The following is a 25,185-nucleotide window of genomic DNA, read 5'->3' on the forward strand; positions in this document are numbered from 1 at the left end:
AGTGAAACGGTTCTGTTGCAAAGTTCAAATATGTACACAAATATTAATTTTTAAGGAGATGAGGAAATGAAAAAAATATTTAGCTTTGAGTTTTGGCAAAAATTTGGAAAGGCTTTAATGGTCGTTGTGGCAGTTATGCCAGCGGCAGGTTTGATGATCAGTATCGGTAAATCGATTCCGTTGATCAATCCTGATCTTGCACCTTTAGTTACAACGGGTGGCGTGATCGAAAATATTGGTTGGGCAGTTATCGGAAATTTACATCTTTTATTTGCACTAGCAATAGGTGGTAGTTGGGCAAAAGAACGAGCAGGGGGAGCATTCGCTGCGGGGATCTCATTTATATTGATCAATCGGATCACAGGAGCAATTTTTGGTGTGACTAATGAGATGTTGGCAAATGAAGACGCATTTACGCATACCTTGTTTGGCACGAAAATCATGGTTAAAGGGTTCTTTACCAGTGTATTAGAAGCACCAGCATTAAATATGGGGGTATTTGTTGGTATTATTGCAGGGTTCGTTGGGGCGATGGCCTATAATAAATATTACAATTATCGTAAATTACCTGACACATTATCGTTCTTTAATGGAAAAAGATTTGTTCCTTTTGTAGTTATTTTGTGGTCAACGATTGTTGCATTGATTCTTGCTATTGTATGGCCGAATGTCCAAGCAGGGATCAATAACTTTGGATTGTGGATTGCACAGTCAAAAGAAAGCGCTCCGATTTTAGCACCATTCCTATATGGTACATTGGAACGTCTATTGTTACCATTTGGCTTACATCACATGTTGACGATCCCAATCAATTATACGCAGCTGGGTGGTACCTATGAGATATTATCTGGTGCGCAAGCGGGAACAAAAGTATTTGGACAAGATCCTTTATGGTTGGCGTGGGCGACTGATTTGGTCAACTTGAAAGGCGCCGGCAACATGTCGCAATATGAATTCGTATTGACGAACTGGACACCTGCTCGTTTTAAAGTGGGACAAATGATTGGTTCTTCCGGTATCTTGATGGGATTAGCACTAGCGATGTACCGTAATGTTGATCCAGACAAAAAGTCTAAATATAAATCAATGTATTTTTCAGCAGCACTTGCAGTTTTCTTAACAGGTGTAACCGAACCATTAGAGTTCATGTTCATGTTTGCAGCTGTACCTCTTTACATTGTTTATTCTGTGATCCAAGGGGCAGCTTTTGCAATGGCAGATATTCTACCTTTACGTGTCCATTCATTTGGGAACATTGAACTATTGACACGTACACCATTAGCGATCAAAGCAGGATTAGGTATCGACTTGCTCAATTTTGTTATCTGTGTCATATTATTTGGAGTATTGACGTATTTTGTGGCAAACTTTTTGATCAAAAAATTCAATTATGCTACACCAGGACGTAATGGGAACTATAATAACGACAGTGAAGAAACGCCGTCAGGTTCTGCAACTAATGCAGATCAACAAATCATTAAGATCATCCATTTGTTAGGTGGAAAAGAAAACATCAAGGATGTAGATGCTTGTATGACTCGTTTACGTGTCAGCGTCGAGGATCCTGGGAAAGTCGGTTCAGAAGAAGAATGGAAACGTGCTGGAGCGATGGGCTTGATCGTTAAGGACAAAGGTGTGCAAGCCGTGTATGGACCAAAAGCGGATGTGTTGAAATCGGATATTGAAGATTTACTACAATCAGGCGCTGATATTCCAGAGCCAACAGTTGAGGCAACAAATAAAAATGAGAAGAATGAAGAGAAACATATTTTAGGTATCGAAAAAGAATTATTCACTGTAGCAACTGGTGAGGTAATTGCTTTAACAGATGTGAATGATCCAGTCTTTTCACAAAAGATGATGGGTGATGGCTTTGCTGTCATTCCTGCCACTGGAGAAGTGACGGCACCACTTTCTGGTAAAATCGTGAGTGTCTTCCCAACCAAGCATGCAATTGGCATGCAAACAGCAGAAGGAGCAGAAGTTTTGATCCATATGGGACTGGATACTGTTCAGATGAGCCAGCCAGCGTTTGAGATCTTAGTTTCTGAAGGCCAAGAAGTAGTAGCAGGAACAACGATTGCTCAGATGAATCTAGATGCAATCAAGAACGAAGGGAAAGAAACGACGATCATAGTAGTCTTTACAGATGACAAAGTCAATGGGCTGACCATCAATAAATTAGGAGACACTGAACGAGGAACAGTGATCGGGAAAATAAACTTGTAAAGAATCACAGAAGTTCATGTGTGTATTTCATATCGAAAGAATGTGTTCGATGTGTGTAACTCCTAGAAGTAAGCCGATAATCCCGAAATTGCTTTTCCTATTTCAGGGATTATTGGCTTATTTTTTGAATAAACTACTTTGGGGTCTTTACCTATATGGATCCAGAAGGTGGGAGCAATGTTTCGACCCATCCCATTAAGAAGGAGAATTATATGAAAATAATGACGTTGAATACGCATAGCTGGTTAGAAGAGGAACCACAAGAAAAATTAAAACAGATCGCTCAAAAAATCTATCATGAACAATATGATGTGATCGCATTGCAAGAAGTCAATCAAACGATGAACGCAAAACGACTAACCAGTGAGCAGCTGAAGAATTTTAGTCAGGTGCAGGAACAAACGCCTGTCCGCTCGGATAACTTTGCCTATTGCTTGATCCAGCTCTTAGCAGAACAAGGTGAAACTTACTATTGGAGTTGGGAAATGAGTCATATCGGCTATGCTATCTATGAGGAAGGCAATGCGCTTCTTTCCAAACAACCACTAACTAGTCAAACGCACCTAGTCTCCGAAACAAAAGAAAAAGAGGATTACCATACTCGAAAAATATTAGTAGGTCAAACCTCTGTCAAAACACAATGTATTACTGTAGCAAGCTGTCATTTTTCTTGGTGGGCAGATGAAAAAAGCGGATTTGCATTTGAGTGGAAAGAATTAGAAGCAAGTTTAGCGCCTCTTACAACACCACTGTATCTATTAGGGGATTTCAACAATCCTGCTGAAGGCAGCGGGTACGATTTAGTGGCAAAAAGTCAGTTGCCTATTCGTGATGCTTATCCAATCGCGCAAAAAAAACAAGCTGAAGCAACGATCGAAAAGAGAATCGATGGCTGGGAAAACAATAAAGAGGGGCTACGTATCGACTATATTTATGTACCACAAGATTGCTTTGTTACAAGTTATCAACGTATTTTTGACGGGGAAAATGGCCCGATTGTCAGTGATCATTATGGGGTAGCAGTCACGTTGGAGTGAAGAGAAACGAAAGTGTCAGGTTACCATTCGAGCGGATGGCAAGTTTCAAGATTTCATGAAGTGAAATCGCAGAAAGGGAAAAAATATGAGTGTAAGAGTCGAAAAAGTTAGCATGGGTGAGGGAAAAACAACCCAGTTGGTCAGATTGGAGAATGCCAGTCTGACAGTTGAATTAGTCGCCTATGGGGCACATTTGTATCGTGTCTTGGCTAAAGATAGGCAGGGTATTGCTGAAAATGTCGTTCTAAATGTGACACCAATATCCGCATTAGCCACTGATTTACAGTATTTTGGGGCCACTGTAGGACCAGTCGCGGGCCGGATTAAACAAGCACAAATTGGTGACCTAAGCTTAGAAGTTAACGACAATACAAATTCGCTTCATAGTGGCTCTCAAGGCTGGTCATTCCAAGAGTGGGATTTAGATTGGCAAGAAAGCGATGACGAGATCACTGTTACTTTCAGTTATATCGATCACAAATCTGGTTTCCCTGGTCCGATTGCTGCCCAGGTTATTTATCACCTAATCGACAATCAGCTCAGCATTACCTTCACAGGAGAGTCGCCAGTTGCTACCTTCTTTAATCCAACCAATCATGGCTACTTTAACCTTAGTGGTGAGTTGAAAACAGATATTCGACAACAAATCCTTGAAATTTCAGCTGATCACATTCTGGACACAGATGCCGAGTTAATTCCGACAGGACTATTTTTACCAGTAGCAGAGACGCCCTACGACTTCACGACAGCTAAACCAGTAGAAAATGCGCTAAATGCGCTTCCGAGTGGCTTAGATACAGCTTTTGTTTTCGATGACCATGTGGGTGACCACCATGTTACCCTGTACGATAAAGCAAGTGGTAGACGACTAGACGTGACGAGCGAGGCTAGGAGTGTGATCATTTATAGCGTCAGTGCATGGGATCGGGATACTCAAGTGAATGATCATCCGATGGCAAAAGAACTGGGGTTAGCTATTGAATTTCAGGAGTTGCCGGATTTACCGCATCATCCAGAATGGGGCAGCATCGCACTTCTACCAGATGAGAAAGTGTCAAAGACAATTCACTATAGATTTGGAGTCAGCTAAAATGGTCAAAACAATCATCAGTATAACAGGAGATTATTATCATGAAGGAAAGGACACCGATCAATGTCTTCAGCGTGTCTTAAGTTTGCTAGATGAGCCTGTTATCTATGAAATATCCCTTTAGATGCTTTAAGTGAGGCACTTTCTAAAAATCCAGACCTCATTATCCTATCGGCTGAAAACCAACGGACGCCCCAACAAACAGAGCTAAATGGCTGGTTAACGCCGGAAATGAGTGCTTTGATCACGACTTATGTCGCTCATGGTGGCAGTTGGCTTGCGCTGCACTCGGGGATGTCCAACTATCCGATCGATTCAGGCTACAGCCAAATGTTAAAGGGCTATTTCATCCAGCATCCGGAGCCATTGCCGGTCACTTATAAGTGTGATTTGACTGATTCGCCGAGTCAATTTGTGATTCAGGATGAGCATTATCAAGTGGGTCTCGTAGATGACTATACGCATATTTTCCTGCGAAGTTTTTCGGATGCGGGGGAATCGGTTGCGGGTTGACGTCATTTTTATGGCAGTGGGAAGGTGGCAGGTTATGTGCCCGCCCATGACATCGAGGGGATGCTCGATCAGCAAAATCTAGCGCTGTTGAAGACAGTTGTCGATTGGCTATTGACGCATCAATCTAGTGTTAGATGGAAACAATATTTAAAAATGTAGCTGGTTATTGATGGGCTAATAGATTTTTTATAAGATAAGGAATAGGTTCGGTTTGCTGAACCTATTTTTATGTCGTTAGAAAGAGATGATTGTTTTTTGATAAAAAACGCTTTTTTTGAGGAAAATTCGTAAGAAATAAGGTTCTGTTGCAAAGTTTTCTGATAAGTCTATTTTAGTGTAAAATGAATAAAAATGACAGCGAGGATATATCAATGAACTATTTTAAAGGTAAACAATTTCAAAAAGATGTGATTATTGTCGCTGTTGGTTATTATCTACGTTACAATCTAAGCTATCGTGAAATTCAAGAACTCCTTTATGATCGTGGGATTAACGTTTGTCACACAACTATTTATCGTTGGGTACAAGAATACAGTAAAGTCCTCTATCATCTCTGGAAAAAGAAAAATAGACAGTCCTTCTATTCGTGGAAAATGGATGAAACGTACATCAAAATTAAAGGAAAATGGCATTATTTGTATCGAGCCATCGATGCAGATGGTTTAACCTTGGATATTTGGTTACGTAAAAAACGGGACACACAAGCAGCCTATGCTTTTCTTAAGCGGTTAGTGAAACAGTTTGATGAACCGAAGGTTGTAGTCACAGATAAAGCCCCCTCTATTACAAGTGCCTTTAAGAAACTAAAAGAATACGGCTTTTATCAAGGGACAGAACATCGTACCATTAAATACCTGAATAATTTGATTGAACAAGACCATCGTCCAGTAAAGAGACGCAATAAATTCTATCGAAGTTTACGCACTGCCTCACCCACGATTAAAGGCATGGAAGCCATTCGAGGATTATATAAGAAAACCCGAAAAGAAGGCACTCTCTTCGGGTTTTCGGTCTATACTGAAATCAAGGTATTATTGGGAATCCCAGCTTAAATCATAGATACCGTAAGGGATTTTATTCTTTATTTAAAACTTTGCAACAGAACCTTTGATTCCCATAGCGAAGTTCGTTTTTGTTCCTTAGGAAAAACTTGACTGATATACTAGTTTTGAAATGACGAGTAACTCTGTACTTCATCAATAATCAAGTATTGAATTTTAATTGTATACTTTTTATGCTTGAGGGATGTCTACTGTAATACAGCTACTGCAAAAAAAATCAGTACACTTATTTTCTTATAAAGGATATCAAGAACTAAGCTCAATGGTATGCATAGAAAAGAAAAAGCCGATAAAATGAGATTTTGATATCTCGAATTATCGGCTCTGCGTCTTTGCGTCTGGCTCTGTAATTACAGTTATTCTAAACTTCGTTATTTCAATTAAAATTTCTTGTCTGCATTTAGGACAAAATAGAGGGAAATTTTTTAATTCAGTATCTTCCCTCATTTTTAAACGGGTCTTATTGCCACATATAGGGCACAGTATCCACCTAGTATTTACAATATCTATATCCTCCTGTTCTAATTAACAACTCAATATTCATTTTAAAAATTTCTCTTTAGTTCACTATCAATGTAAGTTGATTTTATTAAACATATGCCTTACTTTGTCTATTCTATTATTTGGACGACGTGGTTGGAAAGCAGACTTAATGTTAGTAACCTGATAACCTTTTAACTCTGTTAAACAGACACTGCGTCCATTTGTAAAGAAAGTTAAACTGTTTCGATACTCTTGAATACAACGGGCTGGAATTTCACCAATGAGAATGACCTCGTTACCTTTTAACTTAGTATTTAAAATATTTGCACAATATTTGGAAGCATCATTATATGCTCTCGAAAGATATTCTTGTGGTACATAAATTTCGAAGCTAAGATATGGCTCTAATAACTCTGTACCACTCTTTCTAAAAGCCTGCTCTAGTACAATAGGCGCAAGCATTCGGAAATCTGCTGGCGTACTGACAGGGCTGTAATATAGACCATACTTAAAACAGATCTTACAGTCTGTTAATTTCCAACCGTACAATCCTTGTTCACACCCATAGCGTATACCTTCCATAACTGCATTTTGAAATGATTGATTTAAATAACCTAGAGAAACCAGGCTCTCATACTGAATGCCACTACCCAAAGGAAGTGGTGTTACAGATAAACCAATAGAAGCCCAGAAAGGATTTGGAGGTACTTCGATATCAATGGTAAATTCAGATTTTTTTAATGGTCTTTCCATATAAATGACAGTTGGTTTTCTTGTTTCTATCTCAATATGATATTTTTCTTGAATCAGAGTACAAGTTACCTCCATTTGGACCTCACCTAAAAAAGATAGCACAATTTCGTGAGTTACTGTATCTACATAATATTGTAGAAGGGGATCACTATCGGATATTTCAAAAAGTGCATCTAGTAACTTTTCTCTTTGTACTGATTTACATGGTTCAATTGTTGTTTGTAACATAGGAAGAGGATTCTCAAGAATTTCTCTATGTGGTAATCTTTTTTTATCTCCAAGTACGTTATTTAGTTTTAAAAGCTCATTTTTTAAAATAATAATCTCACCAGGCTCTGCCTTATCTATCTGGCGTAATTCTCCATTTATTGAAGTATACATTTCTGTAACTTTTATTTTTTCCTTTTCTGATATATTGACTGAGTCTCGCAAATGTAGCGTTCCACTATAAAGACGTACATAGACAAGCCGTTGACCATCATCTGAATATTCTACTTTAAAAACATTTCCACAAAGTTTATCTGAATTGAGTTGTGTGGGTGAAAATAATTTGCTAGTAATTACCTCTATAAGTTGTTTAATTCCAATATTATTCTTTGCACTTCCGTGATAAACAGGATATAAGGAGCAACTTTGAATTCTTTCGTTTTCCTCCTTTTCAAGTTCTGCAATATTCAATGTTTTCCCAATGGTATATTTTTCTAATAAATAATCATTTCCCACAATTACTGTCTCCCATTGTTCTGGTTCAGTATAATCTATTACATAAGGTTTCAAATTTAGATTCACAGTCTGCTTAATTATGATGTCGTCAGAAAGTTTGTCCTTAATATCTTGATAAACATCTGGCAAATTTATTCCATTTTGATCAATTTTGTTAATAAAAAATATTATAGGTATGTTCATCTTTCTAAGTGCATGGAATAGTATACGAGTTTGTGACTGTACTCCATCTTTTGCAGAGATTAGCAAAATAGCTCCATCCAAAACAGATAATGAACGGTATACATCTGCCAAAAAATCCATGTGTCCAGGAGTATCTACAATATTTACTTTAACATTTTCCCGTTGAAAAGATGTTATTGCGGTCTGAATAGTAATACCTCTCTGGCGTTCCAAAAACATAGTATCCGTTTTCGTTGTACCGCTATCTACACTTCCTAACTCTTTAATTGCTCCGCTACTGTATAGTAAGCTTTCTGTCAAAGTAGTTTTTCCTGCATCAACATGTGCTAAGATACCGATATTAATAATTTTCAATTTTATTTCCTCCATTCAAAAGCTCAAAAAGCAGAAAAAATCCCAGTGATAAATACTCTTATCACTGGGATTTTAATACAAAAATAGCTGTATACTACACACTGATAGCCACAGATGCTTTATGATAAAATGATAAAAGTATTCTTAAACTGGGCACAAAAAACCAGTCCTTATTTTAAATAAGGATGCTTAATTAATTATTCCCGCTATCTAATTGACAGTTTATTTAAGAATACCTTGCCGCATTTTTATTATCTCCTTTTGAATGTTATCTTAATTCTATCATATGATAGAATGCTTGTAAAGCCAACCATATTTTTTGAACGAAAGGGAAATTAATGAGAAATTAATGGAAGTTAGTGTAGTAGTTGAAGATAACTCTTCAGAATGGCTATCAAAATTCAGCGATTTAATAACGATTTACAAGTTCATAAGGGATTCTTTATTCATCCAGCTATTATATTACTTTTCAGGTCAATAGGACAACTGTCCACAACCTTTCTACAAATATATTACGTATAATTTTTGAAATATATACTGCTTAACAAAATATTTTGCAGTGGTTCCAATAGTTTTGAATTGTTAATATTAAGTTTGACTTGGAAAATATCATTAAAAGTTATACTGTTTATTTGGAAAAAATTGGAGAGACCTTTTTAAGTAATGTAATGAAAATAGTTATAAGTTAGAATAAAGGTGAATTTGCTTATACTTCTCATAGAAGGTTGATTTCACGCTATATTTTGGATTATTTATGCTAAATCATTATAAGTTTGCTATAGTGACATACAATTTTTTTTGCTTATACTAAATATTCAAGTATTGTTTTCATCTTAATATTCTTTATTCATTCATTATTATTTTCCAGTTATCCTTCTTCTCTAAAGTTAATTGGTATTGGGAAATATTTTCAATCTTTGTTTCATTGTCTAAATATCGAACGGCTATTTTTACTAGATACTGTTTCTCTTTCTTCTGAATAATTGGATTCACCAACTCAGAGTAAATAAAGTTTTGACTGATTATTGGTAAAACATCTTCCATCATATAATAATCGGTTCTGTTGCAAAGTTTTAAATCTACTATCAAATAAGGTAGAATAATAGAAAAAGATAGCAGGAGGAATGACGATGAATCATTTTAAAGGAAAGCAATTTCAGCAGGATGTGATTATTGTAGCCGTGGGCTACTATCTTCGTTATAACCTTAGCTATCGTGAAGTTCAAGAAATCTTATATGATCGTGGCATTAACGTTTCTCATACGACGATTTATCGTTGGGTGCAAGAATATGGCAAACTACTCTATCAAATTTGGAAAAAGAAAAATAAAAAATCCTTTTATTCCTGGAAAATGGATGAAACGTACATCAAAATTAAAGGAAAATGGCATTATTTGTATCGAGCCATCGATGCAGATGGTTTAACCTTGGATATTTGGTTACGTAAAAAACGGGACACACAAGCAGCCTATGCTTTTCTTAAGCGGTTAGTGAAGCAGTTTGATGAACCGAAGGTTGTAGTCACAGATAAAGCCCCCTCTATTACAAGTGCCTTTAAGAAACTAAAAGAATACGGCTTTTATCAAGGGACAGAACATCGTACCATTAAATACCTGAATAATTTGATTGAACAAGACCATCGTCCAGTAAAGAGACGCAATAAATTCTATCGAAGTTTACGCACTGCCTCACCCACGATTAAAGGCATGGAAGCCATCCGAGGATTATATAAGAAAACCCGAAAAGAAGGCACTCTCTTCGGGTTTTCGGTCTGTACTGAAATCAAGGTATTATTGGGAATCCCAGCTTAAATTATAGATACCGTAAGGGATTTTATTCTTTATTTAAAACTTTGCAACAGAACCCCTTTTAGTCCAGCTGATTTCACTTTTTGCATTCTACAAACTGCATAACTCATATGTAAATCGCTCCTTTTTAGGTGGCACAAATGTGAGGCATTTTCGCTCTTTCCGGCAACCACTTCCAAGTAAAGTATAACACACTATACTTTATATTCATAAAGTGTGTGCTCTGCGAGGCTGTCGGCAGTGCCGACCAAAACCATAAAACCTTTAAGACCTTTCTTTTTTTTACGAGAAAAAAGAAACAAAAAAACCTGCCCTCTGCCACCTCAGCAAAGGGGGGTTTTGCTCTCGTGCTCGTTTAAAAATCAGCAAGGGACAGGTAGTATTTTTTGAGAAGATCACTCAAAAAATCTCCACCTTTAAACCCTTGCCAATTTTTATTTTGTCCGTTTTGTCTAGCTTACCGAAAGCCAGACTCAGCAAGAATAAAATTTTTATTGTCTTTCGGTTTTCTAGTGTAACGGACAAAACCACTCAAAATAAAAAAGATACAAGAGAGGTCTCTCGTATCTTTTATTCAGCAATCGCGCCCTTTAATGGAACAAAAAGATTTGAATTCCTGTTATAAAAAAAGGATCAATTTTGAACTCTCTCCCAAAGTTGATCCCTTAACGATTTAGAAATCCCTTTGAGAATGTTTATATACATTCAAGGTAACCAGCCAACTAATGACAATGATTCCTGAAAAAAGTAATAACAAATTACTATACAGATAAGTTGACTGATCAACTTCCATAGGTAACAACCTTTGATCAAGTAAGGGTATGGATAATAAACCACCTACAATTGCAATACCTGTTCCCTCTGATAAAAAGCTGGTAAAGTTAAGCAAACTCATTCCAGCACCAGCTTCCTGCTGTTTCAAGCTACTTGAAACAATTGTTGATATAACTGTTTTGGTGAACGAAAGCCCACCTAAAACAAATACGATTATAATTGTCATGAACCATGATGTTGTTTCTAAAAGAAAGGAAGCAGTTAAAAAGCTAACAGAAAGAAATGTAACTCCGATGTTTAACACGTATAAAGGACCTCTTCTATCAACAAGTATCCCACCAATGTAGCCGAAAATAATGACACTCATTGTTCCAGGGAAAATAATTACACTTCCGATTTCGGCAGTACTTAGCTGGTGAACATCTTTCATCATATAAGGAACCATAGAGACAAACCCTGCTACTGTTCCAAATATAATTCCCCCACAAAGAACTCCAATCATAAAAGGTATATTTTTCCCTAATCCGGGATCAACAAAAGGATCTGTTACTTTCCTGATATGTTTTACAAATATCAGGAATGACAGCACGCTAACGATAAGAAAAGAAATGCTATATGATGTTGTAAACAACATAAAAAATACAATGCCTACAGACATTAGTATAATTCCTTTGATATCAAAATGACCTTTTATCCTTACTTCTTTCTTTAATAATTTCATAAGAAACGGAACAGTGATAATTGTTATCATAGGAATGAGTAGAAGATAGGACCAATGAATATAATGGGCTATCATTCCACCAATCGCTGGACCGACTCCTTCTCCCATGGCTACTATCGATCCAATAAGACCAAATGCTTTACCCCTATTTTCCTTTGGAATATAGCGCGCAACTACAACCATTACGAGTGCTGGAAATGCAGCTGCACCAGCCCCTTGAATAAAACGAGCCATAATAAGTAAGGAAAAGAAAGAATGGCCAACAAACCCAATTACCGACCCGAAACAATTTATTATAATTCCAAATAGGAGTAACCTTTTGATGCCTAATTGATCAGATAGCTTTCCATATACAGCTGTTCCAATGGAAAAGGTTAACATAAAGGCTGTGTTCACCCAGTTTGTACTCGCAGGTGGTTTATTAAAATCATTTGCAATATCAGGTAATGAGACGTTCAAAACCATTTCATTTAATACGCTAAAAAAAGATAAAATGCAAAGCCAAATTAAAATTTGGTTGTATTGAACCCTGTTACATTCATTACACTTCATAATTAATTCCTCCTAAACTTGATTAAAACATTTTACCACATATAAACTAAGTTTTAAAGGTTCTGTTGCAAAGTTTTAAATCTACTATCAAATAAGGTAGAATAATAGAAAAAGATAGCAGGAGGAATGACGATGAATCATTTTAAAGGAAAGCAATTTCAGCAGGATGTGATTATTGTAGCCGTGGGCTACTATCTTCGTTATAACCTTAGCTATCGTGAAGTTCAAGAAATCTTATATGATCGTGGCATTAACGTTTCTCATACGACGATTTATCGTTGGGTGCAAGAATATGGCAAACTACTCTATCAAATTTGGAAAAAGAAAAATAAAAAATCCTTTTATTCCTGGAAAATGGATGAAACGTACATCAAAATTAAAGGAAAATGGCATTATTTGTATCGAGCCATCGATGCAGATGGTTTAACCTTGGATATTTGGTTACGTAAAAAACGGGACACACAAGCAGCCTATGCTTTTCTTAAGCGGTTAGTGAAGCAGTTTGATGAACCGAAGGTTGTAGTCACAGATAAAGCACCATCAATTGCTAGTGCCTTTAAGAAACTAAAAGAATACGGATTTTATCAAGGGACAGAACATCGTACCATTAAATACCTGAATAATTTGATTGAACAAGACCATCGTCCAGTAAAGAGACGCAATAAATTCTATCGAAGTTTACGCACTGCCTCACCCACGATTAAAGGCATGGAAGCCATCCGAGGATTATATAAGAAAACCCGAAAAGAAGGCACTCTCTTCGGGTTTTCGGTCTGTACTGAAATCAAGGTATTATTGGGAATCCCAGATTAAATCATAGATACCGTAAGGGATTTTATTCTTTATTTAAAACTTTGCAACAGAACCCATGATAAGCCCTCCATTTAAAAATTGACAATGGACAACCCGAGGGAAGGTTACTTACACAAAAAGTGCTACGGAATACCGACCGTATATTGTTTTTATGTCTCTATAAAATTATCATATTAATTAACTAATTTCTAGTTTCTAATTTTTTTATGGTTTTTACTAGTCATAACTTAACAGTTTTGAGCTCTTTTTGTGTATACTATAAATAAAGAGATTTCAACAGCTCATAACTAGGGGTTATAAATAGAGGAGAAATTATGAAATTTGGATATGCTCGAGTGAGTACAACGGATCAAAAATTAGAAAGTCAAATTGAAAATTTAAAAGCTGCAGGGGCAGAAAAAATTTATCAAGAAAAATTTACTGGGACAACAACAGAACGACCAGAATTTCAAAAATTACTTGGCCAGCTGAAAAAAGATGATATGCTTATTGTGACGAAATTGGACCGATTTGCAAGAAATACTCGAGAAGCTTTGGAAATCATTCAGCATCTATTCCAGAATGATATAAAAGTGCATATCTTAAACATGGGGATTATTGATAACACTCCCACAGGTCAGCTTATCTTCACGATTTTTAGTGCATTTGCGCAGTTTGAAAGAGATATGATAGTTAACCGTACGAGTGAGGGGAAAAAATATGCCAGGGATAACGACCCATCATTTAAAGAAGGGCGTCCTCGAAAATTTACTGAAGAACAAATTATTTTTGCTTTTGAACTGAAGAAGCAGGGGATGACTTATAAAATGATTGAGCGAAAAACTGGGATTAGCATTGCGACGCAAAAAAGAAGGTTTAGTAAACTTACGACCAAAGAGTAAATTCTATAATGATACAATCAGGTTAATGAATAGTAGATAAGGAAGTTTTTCGTCGGTTTTGTTTGCTATTAAAATAAAAAAGCAACTAATTGATAAAAAAATCAACTTGTTGCTTTTTTTGTGAGTACATGTGCACTATTTTATTACTTTAATTACGATATCAAGGGAGAGCCTTCCAATATTATAAACTAATTAGCGGAGATCTATAATCCAGATTTTCTACAAGATAAACTGCAGAGCTGAGCGAAAATTACTAATTTAATAGTCCTTGATATACACGTTCAAAAATTTTTCTATTAAATTCAATCAAAAAATTAAAATCTATTCTTTGATTCGAAGGTATCTGAGGTATAACTTTACTGTTATAATCTGTTTCTAATCTTTGGAGGAGTTCCTGGGAAGGATTGATAAATTCCTTGATTAAATCAATCGGGACAAGTTTAATATCAAACATTTTTCTAATAATAGCTATATTATCAATCGAATCAATATTCATGAAATATTCTGGTTTACTCGTGAGAGTTGTATATATATCGTACAGATCTCTAGAGCGGGTTTTAGGTGAAGAAATCTCATAATCTGGCAATTGTTGACAGCTTGCACGAATTTTTTCATCAACAATCATCAGTGGAGAATATATAAAAATATCAATGCCATCATAATTATATTGTTGCCTGTCTTCTGTTATTTCATCAAAACTTAAATCTATACAAATTTTTTTTTGACTATTTTCAATAGATTCCGCATAAGCACCTGGATTCTTTTTTTGGGTTTCATTGAGTTGTTGAAATATTTCTTCTGAGATAATCGTAAAAGTTACTGCATAGCCTCCCCAAAAAGGTGGGGTATTTTCTCCTCTTTTTGATGGTCTATGTTCAAACTTGAAATTAACTACTCTATATCCTAAGTTTAAAAAAGAACTGGAAATAACTTCAAGAAAAATAGGGCCATGTATTTCTTTGTCTAATCTTTTAGATTCAGCTATCGAAAAATCTAAATCTTGAGATTGCCTTTGTGTAATTCCTAAAAGCTTTAAAGCATTGCCTCCTTTTAATGTAAGTAAGCTTGCCAAATCAGGATTAGAGAAAATAGCTGTTAAACATGTCATTCGAATTTTATCTGGTGTAATCATTAAGTATCTCCATTGAAGTATGTATCTATTTTATCATAAATTCTATATTGGATTGTTATAGAAGAAAATTGAAGATAAAATAATAGCTATAGTATATATACTATAGCTATCTTTATATTTGTAATTTTGCTATAATTTAGATAGAGATAAAATAATAGCTATAGTATATATACTATAGCTATCTTTTGAAAAATATATTTGGAGACTTTTATGGATAAAGACCCATATCATTTGAAAGAAAATAAATATCTATTACAAGAACTAGGGCAAACTTTTGGAAATGTTCTCAATCGCACATCCATGATAAATTTTATAAAGAAAGCTAAAAATGAGTCAAACATCTCAAAAAATGTGAGTTTTGGTATTATGGTGAAATATTTAGTAGATCATTTAGATTTATTTGATGAAATTCGAATTTACCCAGAAGGAAAAGAACCCATTTCAAGGTACGTTGCTAAATATTGTGTAGTTTCTCCATATGAAATTGCCCTTTCATTATTATCAAATTCTTTTTTATCGCATTATAGTGCTTTATATGTAAATGATTTAACAATAAATGAACCTAAAGATATATATATAAATAGAGAGCAAACGGCAAAGCCTAAAAATGATTCTAATGCCAAGTTAACTCAAGGAAAAATTGATTATGCCTTTTCTAAACCAATGCGAAGAACAAATACCGTTTATTTATTTAGGTATAAGGGAGTAATGTATAATGTTTTTGTTTTAAATTCAAAGAATACAAAAAATACTGGTATTATAAAAAAGAAACCTGTAGGATTCTCTAAGGCTATAAGAGTAACTAATTTAGAAAGAACATTAGTAGATACTGTAGTACGGCCACAATATAGTGGAGGTTTTTCAGAAATACTTGAAGCATATAAGACAGCCTGCTTTGATGTAGATTTAAAACGTATCAACAAATATATTAAAAAATTTGATTATATTTATCCTTATGAAAAATCCATTCTTTTGTATCTTAAATACACTGAAAATCAGAAGTTATTTAACCAACTTAGGAATTTATGGATAGATAAAATTGAGGATGATTTAAATTTCTACTTAGACTATCAAATGTTACAAACTGTACTTGACAAAGATTTAAATATTTATTATCCAAAAGACCTTAAATAATATAGGGCTGATTATCAAAAGAAGAATATATGTGTTAAAAAAAAAAACAAATTCTATATGTACAGGAACCATTGAATAAAAAACAACTTTCAGTAATATTTTGGTTTAATTGACAGTTGTTTTTTCTAAAAACGATATACTTCCTGTTATATCTATCTTTCTAATATATGTAAGAGTGGAGCTATACTATAAAAGTAGACACAAATATGTGTATTATAATCTGTCTAAGAAGACACAAAAACGAAAGGACTTTTATGTCAGGCTTTAAACGTTACGACGAGGAATTTAAACAATCTCTTGTCACCCTCTACCAAACAGGTAAAACTCAATCTGAACTCTGTAAAGACTATGGAGTCTCCGTTTCTGCACTTGCAAAATGGATCAACCAGTACTCTCAAGTTCGTCTTGAAGATAATACAGTGTTGACTGCTAAACAGATTCAAGAATTGCAAAAACGCAATGCCCAATTAGAGGAAGAGAACTTTTTTAAGAAAATATAGTTCATTTTCTGTCTAATTATTTGACATTAGTCCAATCTAGTACAATATCATTTTGAGAAACAATATTGGTTCCTTTTTTCATCTGGCATTAGGTCTGGATCTTGTGTAGGATCAGAATCTATTGTGTCCTCTTTAGACCATTTTAAGCATAATCATCTTCAAGCCTATCAATATCTAGTATTTTGATTACCTTTCCTCGACGCTCAATGAATCCCTTTTCTTCTAGTATTTTGAACTTACGAGAAATAGTTTCGGGAGTTGTTCCAATGAACGTTGCGAGATCTTTCATTTTCATTGGAATCGTAACAAGATTTGAATCTACTATTTTGACGAGTTGCAAAAGATAATTAGCGATTCGACTTTCAACATCTTCCATCATGAGAAATTGTGCTTGATATTGCATTTCCGCAGCTCTTCTCACGGTGGTTTCAAGTAATTTCAAACTTAGCTCGGGATATTTTAACAATAAATTTTTGAAATCTTGTTGTCGCAAAAAGCAAATTTTTGTTTCTTGCAATGTTTCGCCATAAAGATTCTCATTCACTACTCCAAACAAGGCGTCTTCACCTGCGTATCCACCAGGTTCAATTACACGTAGTAACTGCTCTTTACCAGCGCTAGAAAGCTGATATATCTTTAAAGTACCGTGCGCCACAATTGCGAGTTGAGGCACCGTAAAAGGGCTGATGACCGCTTCGCCCTTTTCAAAAGTCTTATGATGAACAACCTGCTCAACTTGCGCCAGTTCACTTTCTGAAAGTAAAGCAAATAGTGGGACAAGCTGTACACAGTGGTGTTCATCATGACTAAAATGATGTTCATACTTGCTCATTTTGGTAATTCTCCTTATCTTATTATCGCGCTAAAATTATAAAACTGCAAGCTTTGTTCAATTAAAGCCTACAGTTTCGTAAAAATTAATTGTCATTATCTTCATCTTCGTCATGAAAATCAGCAACAGCTTTACCCAAATCACCTGCCAAGTGACGAATAACTTGAAGATTGTAGCCGTAAAGTTCGACTACAACAGCCGCCAAAGCAAATTTTTCTTCTTTATTTGCTAGCTTAATTGCTCGCGTAATGAACATATTTTGTGCTTGAAAATCTGCAATGAAGCTTTCAAGTAGAGCTTCATCAGTCCAATATTTGGCTTTTGGATCCTCAGTAATGAACTTGTGATACTTTAAAAATTCTTCAGTTGTACTTGGTACAATCTCATTTTCGTCAAGAAGTAAATCCGAAATTTTAAAGAAATATTCATCTTCTTTTTTTGCAATTTCACGTAAATGCTCACACTTAACTGGGCTTTTCGCGTATATTCCTGCTTGAGTCAGTCGTACATTTTCAATGAACAAATTGGATAAGACATGTCCTAGCATCGCACCAGCCGTAGGCTTGTGGTGGTCAACCTCTGCTTTATCAAGTTCTTTAGCATATTTTTCATCAATCGTTAATTTAGTCATCAATTTTTTCCTTTATTCAATTTATAGTGCTGTCTTTACTGGTAGAAATCACACAACAGTTACTTTGCTACTTAAAACAGGGTACCCAAGTTTCTCAACCTTGCTGATAAGTTCATCAGCACTGACAACATTTTCGTCAAATTCTGCTTTAACTTTTGATGCATTGAAAAGCACTTTTGCATTTGCTACACCCTTAGTTGTAGTCATTGCTCCTTCGATTTTTGCCATGCAAGATGGGCAGCTCAATTCATTGAGTTTCATAATTACTTTTGACATAAGATTCACCTCTTTCTCTTTCTTTATAAATTAATTATAACTCGTTAGTACTAGCAAAAAATTGATATCTATCAAGAATATCAATTTTATTTTTTTATCTACAAAATAATAAAGTTTCTCGAGTCTCTTTTTTAACGCTGAATAACCTTCTATGAGGAGCGCAATCAGCACCAGTTAGAGTCTACCGAGACGGTCCGCGGAACGGTGTTTAAATCAATCCCTAATTTTGCCTGTATGAGATTTAAAAGAGCGAAACCATTAGTGATTTTTTTAAAACATCCATCGTACATAAGATGTTTGAAGTGTTCTGAAAACGCTATGTCCCCTCCTACCTGACAATCTTCCTGTCTAGCAAATGTGTGTGTTTCCTTTTTAAATAATTGTCATTGGAACTTCCTATCTATTTTTATAAAAAAGTTATATTGAGATAGGTATCAAAGCTTTTAAACAAGTTTAAATCCCTAACGTGCTACATTGCTTGCGATAGTTTCTCTCATAGCCTCAAATTCAGTGTCTTATTGAACCTCCCTATTAGTAAGGAAAACTTTAATTGTAAAGATTCTAGAAGCCATCGAAAATGTCTCGATGATTTTATCAAATCATTTTTGATAAAATCATTATAAACTTTATTGATATCAAAAAAATGATTCCTTTCAAAAAAAGAAAACAAACCGCATAAATTTTGGTTTGTTTCCATTCTTCTATTTCTCTCGATACCTAATCAGTCGCATGCCATTGACAATGACGATAAGGATACTAGCTTCGTGGACGAACATACCTGTGCCCATGTTGACAAAACTAGGTACTAATCCTGTACCTCCAAGAATTAGACCAGCCAGTAAAAAGAGCACAACTACAATCGCAATCACAATATTTTGTGTCATGTTGGCAACCGTGCGTTTACTCAAACCATATGCATGGACAAGTTCGTCAAAACTGGATTTCATTAGCACGATATCGGACGTTTCAATCGCAGTATCAGTACCAGAACCCATTGCAATACCTATATTAGCAAGTGCCAAGCTAGGGGAATCGTTGACACCATCACCGATAAAAGCAATTTTTTTACCAGAGTTTTTGAGTGATTTGACAACTTCAGCTTTTTCCTCAGGCATGAGATTGGCACGTACTTCATCGATCCCAAGTTGGTCGGCGACTGCTTTAGCTGTTGTCTCGTTGTCTCCAGTCAGCATAATCATACGAGAAATACCTTCGTGGCGTAGCTCTTCGAGGGCTTCTTTGACACCAGAACGCATTTCGTCTGCGATACCATAAACCAGTTGTAATCTGTTATCAGCTGCAACCAAAACAACTGATGCACCTGAATCAGTGATTTCTGTGATGTCCTGTTTCTGCTCGGGAGAAATCGTAATATGATTAACCACCATCATTTTTTCATTACCAATCAATAGGTCGTCTGCGATGATTCCCTGTCCTTTAACAACGTCTGTTTTTTTAAATTTGACAGGATTGAATTCTCCAATCATGCGTACAACAGCTGTTGCTAATGGGTGATCGGATTCATTTTCTGCTGAAGCAACTGCATCAATCAATTCTTTTGAAGCACCATAATTTTTGACGACAACAACTTCTGTATTGCCTTTCGTCAGAGTACCCGTTTTATCAAACAGAAGCGTGTCAATATGACTGAAGGTATTCATAACATCACCTCCCTTAATAAGGACACCTCTTTTTGCACCATTACCGATTCCTGCAACATTTGAAACAGGCGCACCAATCACGAGGGCACCAGGACAACCGAGTACGAGAATCGTGATGGCTAGCTCTAGATTATGACTAAAAACCCAAGCAATAGCTGCAATAACAAGTACTGCTGGCGTGTAATACTTAGCAAAGCGGTCGATGAATTTCTCAGCAGGAGATTTGGTATCTTGGGCTTCTTCAACCAGTTCAATAATTTTACCAAAAGTTGTATCTTCGCCAACTTTTTCTGCTTCTACGTAAATTGTACCATTTTCTAAGATAGAACCTGCAAAAACCTTAGCACCAGTTTCCTTTCTGATTTCACGTGATTCACCTGTGATGCTGGCTTCGTTGACATAGCCAGACCCTTGGTAAATATGACCATCAACAGGAACTTGACGTCCTGTTTTTACTAAAAGTTTATCACCAATTTCAACTTCATCAATATCTATTTCTTCGCCATCAGCAGATAGGGCTGTGCTGGGTGCCATATTCGTGAGTTCTTTGATACTTGATCGCGTTTTTTCAAGCGTTTTTTTCTCCAAAAATCCACCGAAAGCGAAGAGAAAAGTGACAATTGCTGATTCTTCGTATTCACCGATGAACAGAGCACCGATAACTGCAATAGAAACTAGCAGGTCAATCGAAATTTGTTTCACTTTGATTGCTTGATAGGCATGAATTGCAACAGGTATAAAACCGATAATACTTGCAATAATCATTGTCGAATTCCAAATCCATATTTGATTTACACCATATTTACCAAGGTATCCGAGTACAATGAGAATGGCTGAGAGGATAACCAAGTGATTACTGTGTTGTTGAAGTTGTTTTTGAAAGTTCAGTGTTATTTTTGCCATATTTTCTACTTCCTTTGATTTTCTTTATGATACTAGTATAGCGCTGCCCTTACTGATAAAAATTGACGACTATCAAGAAAATAAAAAAATTATACTATTTTACATGTTTCCTATATATAAGACTTAATATTGTATTTGGAATATAGCAAAAAGAATAAAACGATTGAAAAAAGTCATATAATAAAGAAAAAGGACTTGCTGCAAACAAGTCCAATATAGCCGAGTAAAAGTCGGTGGCAGTATTTAGTTCGAGAACTGTTAATTAGCCAAAGTTGATATGACCCTAAAAATATAGACTTAAGAACCTATAAATTTGGAGGTCATTTTTCTTGTCAAAATATTCCATTGAGTCTAAATTAAAAGTAGTTCGTGAATATCTAGAAGGCAAGACTGGGGCAACGTTTCTTGCAAGAAAATATAATATCCCCTCATCAGGACTCCTTAGAAGTTGGATATGGAAGTACAAAGCTGAAGGAGCTGCAGCTTTTCAGAAAAAGGTTAAACAAAATTATGCTTATAGCAAAGTTTTTAAAGAGTGAAAAATTATTAAGACTATTGGGTTCAGGTAAAATATTTCTATTAATGTAAAAGTTTTTAATACTGTACATGTCGTAATCTTCGTCAATTACAGACTACTCTGTGTTATCAATTAAATAATTTTCTATAATAAATAATGCTTGGTACAGATAACCCTTTAGATTGTCTTTATTTATTCCTCGTATAAAATGAAGAAATCATTGAATAGTTTGCCTTCAATTTTATATTCTGGAATCATAATTTTATCTGAAATTTTTTGTAAGATATTCATCATCATCTCCTGATTTTACTTTAAATATATACTATTTATTAATATATCGATAAATAGTTGTTCTCGAAACACCCCAAGACTCCGCAATGTTCTTTATTGGTGTTCCACTATCTACAAGTGTTTTAAGTAGCTCTATATCTTTCTCAGAGAATTTCTCAGGTCGACCACCTAATCTTCCTCTAGCACGTGCTGCAGCTCTCCCCGCAGCCGAGCGTTCAAGAATAAGGTTACGTTCAAACTCCGCAAATGCTGCAAATAAATGAAACATAAGCTGTCCAGTAGAACTTGATTTGTCCATCGTGATATTTTCTTGCAAACTATGGAAACTTACTCCTTTATCGTTTAGTGAGTTGACTATGCTGATTAAATCCTCCATATTTCTTCCCAATCGATCCAATCGCCAAACGACAATTGTGTCTCCGGGCCGAGAAAATTCTATTGCTGATTTTAACCCTGGTCTATCTTTTTTACTTCCAGACATGTGATCAGTAAATATTTTCTCACAGTCATATTTTCCAAGACTGTCTTTTTGTAAATCTAAATTTTGTAGTCCAGTTGAAACTCGTGCATATCCAATATTCAAATTTCTGTACCTCCGTTAGTTTAATTGTACCATAACTTAAAACAATATATATAAATGGACATAGATTAAATTATGGGTTAATGAACACAAAATATAAAAGATATTGACGAAAATTGTAGAAAATAAAAAGTGTCCAGAAAATGACCATTTTATGAACATTCAAACATTCACTTGAATATAGATGGATGTTCTGATATAATACATTCAAACAAACATTTGAATGTAAAGGAATGATCGTATGAATAATGAAATTTGTGAAATAACTTGTATTCATGAAGACAAAGTTAATCGTGCTAAATCTAAACTAGCAAACTTTGATACTCCGTCAGTAAGTGGTTTCTTTAAAATATTGTCAGATGAAAATCGACTTAAAATTGTACATGCTTTAGTTCATGAAGATGAGCTATGTGTTTGTGATATTGCTAATATCATTGATGCTTCGGTCGCAACAACTTCACACCATCTGAACTCCTTAAAAAAATTGGGAGTAGTTGATAGTCACAAGGATGGTAAGTTAGTCTACTATTTTATTAAAAATATCAAAATCTTAAATCTTATGGAGCTTGGCGTAAATTTTAAAGAAGAGGTGCTAGCATGAGTGAGAAAATGACCGAAAAAACCTATCGAATAGAAGGATTAAGCTGTACAAATTGTGCAGGTAAATTTGAAAAAAATGTAAAGCAGTTGCCAGGAGTTACGAGTGCAACAGTAAACTTTGGTGCAAGTAAGATTTCAGTAGAAGGCCAAACAACAATTGAAGAACTCGAAGAAGCGGGAGCCTTCGAAAATCTTATCATTCGTGATGATCAAGAAAATGATGAACAAGTTAGATCAAAAGAGTCTTTTATTAAACGGAATATCGCTTTAATCATCTCTCTTGGTTTTATACTTGTTGCTGTGATTTCCCAACTATCATTGGGCGAAGATCATTTATTAACGAAAGCTCTTTATATATTGGCAATAATAATTGGTGGATTTGATTTATTTAAAGAAGGGTTCTCTGATTTGATCAAATTGGACTTCTCCATGGAATCTTTAATGACTATTGCAATTATTGGGGCCGCATTTATTGGAGAATGGGCCGAAGGTTCTATTGTAGTAATACTATTTGCTATTAGCGAAGCTTTGGAACGATTTTCAATGGATAAAGCAAGACAGTCGATTCGTTCTCTTATGGATATAGCTCCCAAAGAGGCTCTTATCAGGAGAAACAATGTAGAGCAATTAGTCAGTGTCGATAAAATCGATATCGACGATATTATGATCATTAAACCCGGACAAAAAATAGCCATGGATGGGCTTGTTATCAACGGTCATTCTTCAGTAAATCAAGCAGCAATAACAGGAGAATCGGTTCCTGTTGAAAAACAGTTAGATGATGAAGTGTTTGCAGGAACACTAAATGAAGAAGGTGTTCTTGAAGTCAAAGTAACAAAAAAAGTAACGGATACAACGATTGCCAAAATCATTCACTTAGTTGAAGAAGCGCAAGGAGAACGAGCTCCTGCACAAGCCTTTGTAGATAAATTTGCAAAATACTATACGCCATTCATAATTATTATGGCCCTTTTGATAGTGGTTGTTCCTCCGCTATTCTTTGGTGGTGACTGGAATAAATGGCTTTACCAAGGGTTATCCATTTTAGTTGTCGGATGTCCTTGTTCATTAGTGATCTCAACACCTGTTTCAATTGTTTCGGCTATTGGTAATGCAGCAAAAAATGGTGTTTTAGTAAAAGGCGGAGTCTATCTGGAAGAAATTGGTCATTTGAGAGCAATTGCTTTCGATAAGACTGGAACCTTAACAAAAGGAAAGCCTGTCGTAACGGATTTCATTGCAACCAGTTCTGAAACTGATATAAATTATCTATCGATTATTTCATCGTTGGAATCTCTTTCTCAACACCCATTAGCTTCTGCTATTTTAAACGAAGCGGATAAAACTAATGTGGATTACAAGTCAATACAAATCGAGGATTTCCAATCTATCACAGGTAAAGGACTTACAGGTATACATCAAAACATACGTTACTATATTGGAAGCCCTAAACTGTTTTCTGCATCAGTAATCGAAGAAACAGCGGTCAAAGTACAATACAGACAATTTCAAGAACAAGGGAAAACCGCCATGTATTTCGGTACTGACGAACAAATTTTAGGAGTAATTGCTGTCGCGGATGAAGTAAGAGATTCAAGTGCTGCCGTTATTTCTGAACTCCACAAGTTGTCAATTGAACACACTATTATGCTTACTGGTGATAATACTAAAACCGCTGAATCTATTGGTAAGCAATTAGGTGTGACTGAAATAAAAGGAGATCTAATGCCTCAAGAAAAATTAGATTCGATTAAAGCGTTGCGGACAACTTATAATAAAGTAGCAATGGTTGGCGACGGCATTAATGATGCACCAGCATTAGCTGCATCGACGGTTGGTATTGCAATGGGCGGTGCAGGAACAGATACGGCTCTCGAAACTGCTGATGTTGCTCTAATGGGCGACGATTTACAAAAATTACCATTCATTGTTAGACTTAGCCGTCAAACTCTAAAAGTAATTAAGCAAAATATCACCTTCTCATTAGGTATAAAACTATTAGCTCTACTACTAGTCATACCAGGTTGGCTAACACTATGGATTGCTATTGTAGCAGATATGGGAGCAACGCTTTTAGTAACATTAAACGGATTACGATTGATGAAAGTTAAATAACACAACAAATAAAAGAAGGCATGTTTATAAGCGTGCCT

The 25,185-nt window shown here is 35.4% G+C and carries 22 protein-coding genes and 2 pseudogenes; 14 read left to right on the forward strand and 10 right to left on the reverse strand.

The features are described 5' to 3' along the window. The first annotated feature begins 66 nt into the window (after nt 1-66). From J0J33_RS10445 to J0J33_RS10465, 5 genes are all read left to right on the forward strand, one after another. A complete protein-coding gene (locus J0J33_RS10445; protein ID WP_206921833.1) occupies nt 67-2,229 on the forward strand; it encodes a PTS transporter subunit IIBC in 2,163 nt (720 codons plus the stop codon). A 212-nt stretch (nt 2,230-2,441) separates the two neighbouring features. Then, nucleotides 2,442-3,266, forward strand: coding sequence for an endonuclease/exonuclease/phosphatase family protein (locus tag J0J33_RS10450; protein ID WP_206921834.1), 825 nt, complete (start codon nt 2,442-2,444; stop codon nt 3,264-3,266). A gap of 85 nt (nt 3,267-3,351) precedes the next feature. Beyond that, entirely contained in the window at nt 3,352-4,356 is a 1,005-nt protein-coding gene (locus J0J33_RS10455; protein ID WP_081200330.1) for an aldose epimerase family protein, read from the forward strand. Nucleotides 4,357-4,587: 231 nt separating this feature from the next. Further along, nucleotides 4,588-4,869 (forward strand): hypothetical protein, encoded by a 282-nt coding sequence (locus tag J0J33_RS10460; RefSeq protein WP_128192791.1) that lies wholly within the window; start codon nt 4,588-4,590, stop codon nt 4,867-4,869. A gap of 371 nt (nt 4,870-5,240) precedes the next feature. Continuing rightward, nucleotides 5,241-5,921, forward strand: coding sequence for an IS6 family transposase (locus J0J33_RS10465; protein ID WP_206921835.1), 681 nt, complete (start codon nt 5,241-5,243; stop codon nt 5,919-5,921). Nucleotides 5,922-6,245: 324 nt separating this feature from the next. On the opposite strand, the gene J0J33_RS10470 is transcribed toward J0J33_RS10465, so the two are convergent. Together J0J33_RS10470 and tet(S) are read right to left on the reverse strand one after the other, a co-directional pair. Continuing rightward, nucleotides 6,246-6,413, reverse strand: coding sequence for a cysteine-rich KTR domain-containing protein (locus J0J33_RS10470; protein ID WP_005228365.1), 168 nt, complete (start codon nt 6,411-6,413; stop codon nt 6,246-6,248). Between the two features lie 87 nt (nt 6,414-6,500). Continuing rightward, nucleotides 6,501-8,441 (reverse strand): tetracycline resistance ribosomal protection protein Tet(S), encoded by a 1,941-nt coding sequence (tet(S), locus tag J0J33_RS10475; RefSeq protein ID WP_002405437.1) that lies wholly within the window; start codon nt 8,439-8,441, stop codon nt 6,501-6,503. Nucleotides 8,442-8,476: 35 nt separating this feature from the next. Between tet(S) and J0J33_RS10975 the strand changes: the two are divergent. After that, nucleotides 8,477-8,551 (forward strand): annotated as a pseudogene (locus tag J0J33_RS10975) (hypothetical protein); the annotation flags it as partial. Between the two features lie 718 nt (nt 8,552-9,269). Here J0J33_RS10975 and J0J33_RS10485 read toward each other — a convergent pair. Then, nucleotides 9,270-9,473, reverse strand: coding sequence for a conjugal transfer protein (locus J0J33_RS10485; RefSeq protein WP_017370349.1), 204 nt, complete (start codon nt 9,471-9,473; stop codon nt 9,270-9,272). 83 nt (nt 9,474-9,556) lie between these two features. On the opposite strand from J0J33_RS10485, the gene J0J33_RS10490 reads away from it, so the two are divergent. Then, the gene (locus J0J33_RS10490) at nt 9,557-10,237 is read left to right on the forward strand and encodes an IS6-like element IS1216 family transposase (RefSeq protein ID WP_013646119.1); all 681 of its coding nucleotides are present in this window, start codon (nt 9,557-9,559) and stop codon (nt 10,235-10,237) included. Nucleotides 10,238-10,907: 670 nt separating this feature from the next. Here J0J33_RS10490 and tet(L) read toward each other — a convergent pair. Next, nucleotides 10,908-12,281, reverse strand: coding sequence for a tetracycline efflux MFS transporter Tet(L) (gene tet(L), locus J0J33_RS10495; protein ID WP_002387933.1), 1,374 nt, complete (start codon nt 12,279-12,281; stop codon nt 10,908-10,910). Nucleotides 12,282-12,413: 132 nt separating this feature from the next. Here tet(L) and J0J33_RS10500 point away from each other — a divergent pair, with 132 nt between their 5' ends. Then, the gene (locus tag J0J33_RS10500; RefSeq protein ID WP_010710189.1) at nt 12,414-13,094 is read left to right on the forward strand and encodes an IS6-like element IS1216 family transposase; all 681 of its coding nucleotides are present in this window, start codon (nt 12,414-12,416) and stop codon (nt 13,092-13,094) included. A gap of 314 nt (nt 13,095-13,408) precedes the next feature. Continuing rightward, nucleotides 13,409-13,975 carry a recombinase family protein gene (locus J0J33_RS10505; protein ID WP_206921836.1) on the forward strand — a complete coding sequence of 189 codons (567 nt, stop codon included), beginning with the start codon at nt 13,409-13,411 and terminating at the stop codon, nt 13,973-13,975. A 253-nt stretch (nt 13,976-14,228) separates the two neighbouring features. Here the strand turns inward: J0J33_RS10505 and J0J33_RS10510 are convergent, their stop codons facing one another. Continuing rightward, on the reverse strand, nt 14,229-15,107 hold the full coding sequence (locus J0J33_RS10510; RefSeq protein WP_206921837.1) for a nucleotidyl transferase AbiEii/AbiGii toxin family protein: 879 nt from the start codon (nt 15,105-15,107) through the stop codon (nt 14,229-14,231). A gap of 210 nt (nt 15,108-15,317) precedes the next feature. On the opposite strand from J0J33_RS10510, the gene J0J33_RS10515 reads away from it, so the two are divergent. Further along, nucleotides 15,318-16,241 carry a hypothetical protein gene (locus tag J0J33_RS10515; RefSeq protein WP_206921838.1) on the forward strand — a complete coding sequence of 308 codons (924 nt, stop codon included), beginning with the start codon at nt 15,318-15,320 and terminating at the stop codon, nt 16,239-16,241. Nucleotides 16,242-16,495: 254 nt separating this feature from the next. After that, a pseudogene (locus J0J33_RS10520) lies at nt 16,496-16,706 on the forward strand (transposase); the annotation flags it as partial. Between the two features lie 177 nt (nt 16,707-16,883). On the opposite strand, the gene J0J33_RS10525 reads toward J0J33_RS10520, so the two are convergent. The 4 genes from J0J33_RS10525 to J0J33_RS10540 form a co-directional block, all read right to left on the reverse strand. Continuing rightward, nucleotides 16,884-17,573 carry a Crp/Fnr family transcriptional regulator gene (locus J0J33_RS10525; RefSeq protein WP_019291977.1) on the reverse strand — a complete coding sequence of 230 codons (690 nt, stop codon included), beginning with the start codon at nt 17,571-17,573 and terminating at the stop codon, nt 16,884-16,886. 85 nt (nt 17,574-17,658) lie between these two features. Beyond that, nucleotides 17,659-18,204: a DNA-binding protein gene (locus J0J33_RS10530; protein ID WP_019335408.1), complete on the reverse strand. Its 546-nt coding sequence runs from the start codon at nt 18,202-18,204 to the stop codon at nt 17,659-17,661. 48 nt (nt 18,205-18,252) lie between these two features. Then, on the reverse strand, nt 18,253-18,480 hold the full coding sequence (locus tag J0J33_RS10535) for a heavy-metal-associated domain-containing protein (RefSeq protein ID WP_012898751.1): 228 nt from the start codon (nt 18,478-18,480) through the stop codon (nt 18,253-18,255). 701 nt (nt 18,481-19,181) lie between these two features. Next, nucleotides 19,182-21,044 (reverse strand): heavy metal translocating P-type ATPase, encoded by a 1,863-nt coding sequence (locus tag J0J33_RS10540; protein WP_206921839.1) that lies wholly within the window; start codon nt 21,042-21,044, stop codon nt 19,182-19,184. A gap of 329 nt (nt 21,045-21,373) precedes the next feature. Between J0J33_RS10540 and J0J33_RS10545 the strand changes: the two genes are divergently transcribed. Then, a complete protein-coding gene (locus tag J0J33_RS10545) occupies nt 21,374-21,583 on the forward strand; it encodes a helix-turn-helix domain-containing protein (protein WP_206921840.1) in 210 nt (69 codons plus the stop codon). 300 nt (nt 21,584-21,883) lie between these two features. Here J0J33_RS10545 and J0J33_RS10550 read toward each other — a convergent pair whose 3' ends face one another. Further along, the gene (locus tag J0J33_RS10550) at nt 21,884-22,435 is read right to left on the reverse strand and encodes a recombinase family protein (RefSeq protein WP_011997527.1); all 552 of its coding nucleotides are present in this window, start codon (nt 22,433-22,435) and stop codon (nt 21,884-21,886) included. A 238-nt stretch (nt 22,436-22,673) separates the two neighbouring features. On the opposite strand from J0J33_RS10550, the gene J0J33_RS10555 reads away from it, so the two are divergent. Together J0J33_RS10555 and J0J33_RS10560 are read left to right on the forward strand one after the other, a co-directional pair. Continuing rightward, nucleotides 22,674-23,033: a metalloregulator ArsR/SmtB family transcription factor gene (locus J0J33_RS10555; RefSeq protein WP_003726380.1), complete on the forward strand. Its 360-nt coding sequence runs from the start codon at nt 22,674-22,676 to the stop codon at nt 23,031-23,033. Continuing rightward, nucleotides 23,030-25,147 carry a heavy metal translocating P-type ATPase gene (locus J0J33_RS10560; RefSeq protein ID WP_001291323.1) on the forward strand — a complete coding sequence of 706 codons (2,118 nt, stop codon included), beginning with the start codon at nt 23,030-23,032 and terminating at the stop codon, nt 25,145-25,147. The genes J0J33_RS10555 and J0J33_RS10560 overlap by 4 nt, the downstream gene beginning before the upstream one ends. The last annotated feature ends 38 nt before the right edge of the window (nt 25,148-25,185 follow it).

This window comes from Lactococcus sp. LG1267, from assembly GCF_017309545.1.
Lineage (GTDB): Bacteria > Bacillota > Bacilli > Lactobacillales > Streptococcaceae > Lactococcus > Lactococcus petauri.

What these genes read in the sequence shown, in the direction of transcription:
- J0J33_RS10500 (WP_010710189.1), top strand. Translation starts at nt 12,414, where the DNA reads ATGAATCATTTTAAAGGAAAGCAATTTCAGCAGGATGTGATTATTGTA.
- J0J33_RS10465 (WP_206921835.1), top strand. Translation starts at nt 5,241, where the DNA reads ATGAACTATTTTAAAGGTAAACAATTTCAAAAAGATGTGATTATTGTC.
- J0J33_RS10560 (WP_001291323.1), top strand. Translation starts at nt 23,030, where the DNA reads ATGAGTGAGAAAATGACCGAAAAAACCTATCGAATAGAAGGATTAAGC.
- J0J33_RS10455 (WP_081200330.1), top strand. Translation starts at nt 3,352, where the DNA reads ATGAGTGTAAGAGTCGAAAAAGTTAGCATGGGTGAGGGAAAAACAACC.
- J0J33_RS10450 (WP_206921834.1), top strand. Translation starts at nt 2,442, where the DNA reads ATGAAAATAATGACGTTGAATACGCATAGCTGGTTAGAAGAGGAACCA.
- J0J33_RS10445 (WP_206921833.1), top strand. Translation starts at nt 67, where the DNA reads ATGAAAAAAATATTTAGCTTTGAGTTTTGGCAAAAATTTGGAAAGGCT.
- J0J33_RS10525 (WP_019291977.1), bottom strand. Translation starts at nt 17,573, where the DNA reads ATGAGCAAGTATGAACATCATTTTAGTCATGATGAACACCACTGTGTA.
- J0J33_RS10555 (WP_003726380.1), top strand. Translation starts at nt 22,674, where the DNA reads ATGAATAATGAAATTTGTGAAATAACTTGTATTCATGAAGACAAAGTT.
- J0J33_RS10535 (WP_012898751.1), bottom strand. Translation starts at nt 18,480, where the DNA reads ATGTCAAAAGTAATTATGAAACTCAATGAATTGAGCTGCCCATCTTGC.
- J0J33_RS10515 (WP_206921838.1), top strand. Translation starts at nt 15,318, where the DNA reads ATGGATAAAGACCCATATCATTTGAAAGAAAATAAATATCTATTACAA.
- J0J33_RS10460 (WP_128192791.1), top strand. Translation starts at nt 4,588, where the DNA reads ATGAGTGCTTTGATCACGACTTATGTCGCTCATGGTGGCAGTTGGCTT.
- J0J33_RS10510 (WP_206921837.1), bottom strand. Translation starts at nt 15,107, where the DNA reads ATGATTACACCAGATAAAATTCGAATGACATGTTTAACAGCTATTTTC.
- J0J33_RS10490 (WP_013646119.1), top strand. Translation starts at nt 9,557, where the DNA reads ATGAATCATTTTAAAGGAAAGCAATTTCAGCAGGATGTGATTATTGTA.
- J0J33_RS10530 (WP_019335408.1), bottom strand. Translation starts at nt 18,204, where the DNA reads ATGACTAAATTAACGATTGATGAAAAATATGCTAAAGAACTTGATAAA.
- J0J33_RS10485 (WP_017370349.1), bottom strand. Translation starts at nt 9,473, where the DNA reads ATGATGGAAGATGTTTTACCAATAATCAGTCAAAACTTTATTTACTCT.
- J0J33_RS10540 (WP_206921839.1), bottom strand. Translation starts at nt 21,044, where the DNA reads ATGGCAAAAATAACACTGAACTTTCAAAAACAACTTCAACAACACAGT.
- J0J33_RS10505 (WP_206921836.1), top strand. Translation starts at nt 13,409, where the DNA reads ATGAAATTTGGATATGCTCGAGTGAGTACAACGGATCAAAAATTAGAA.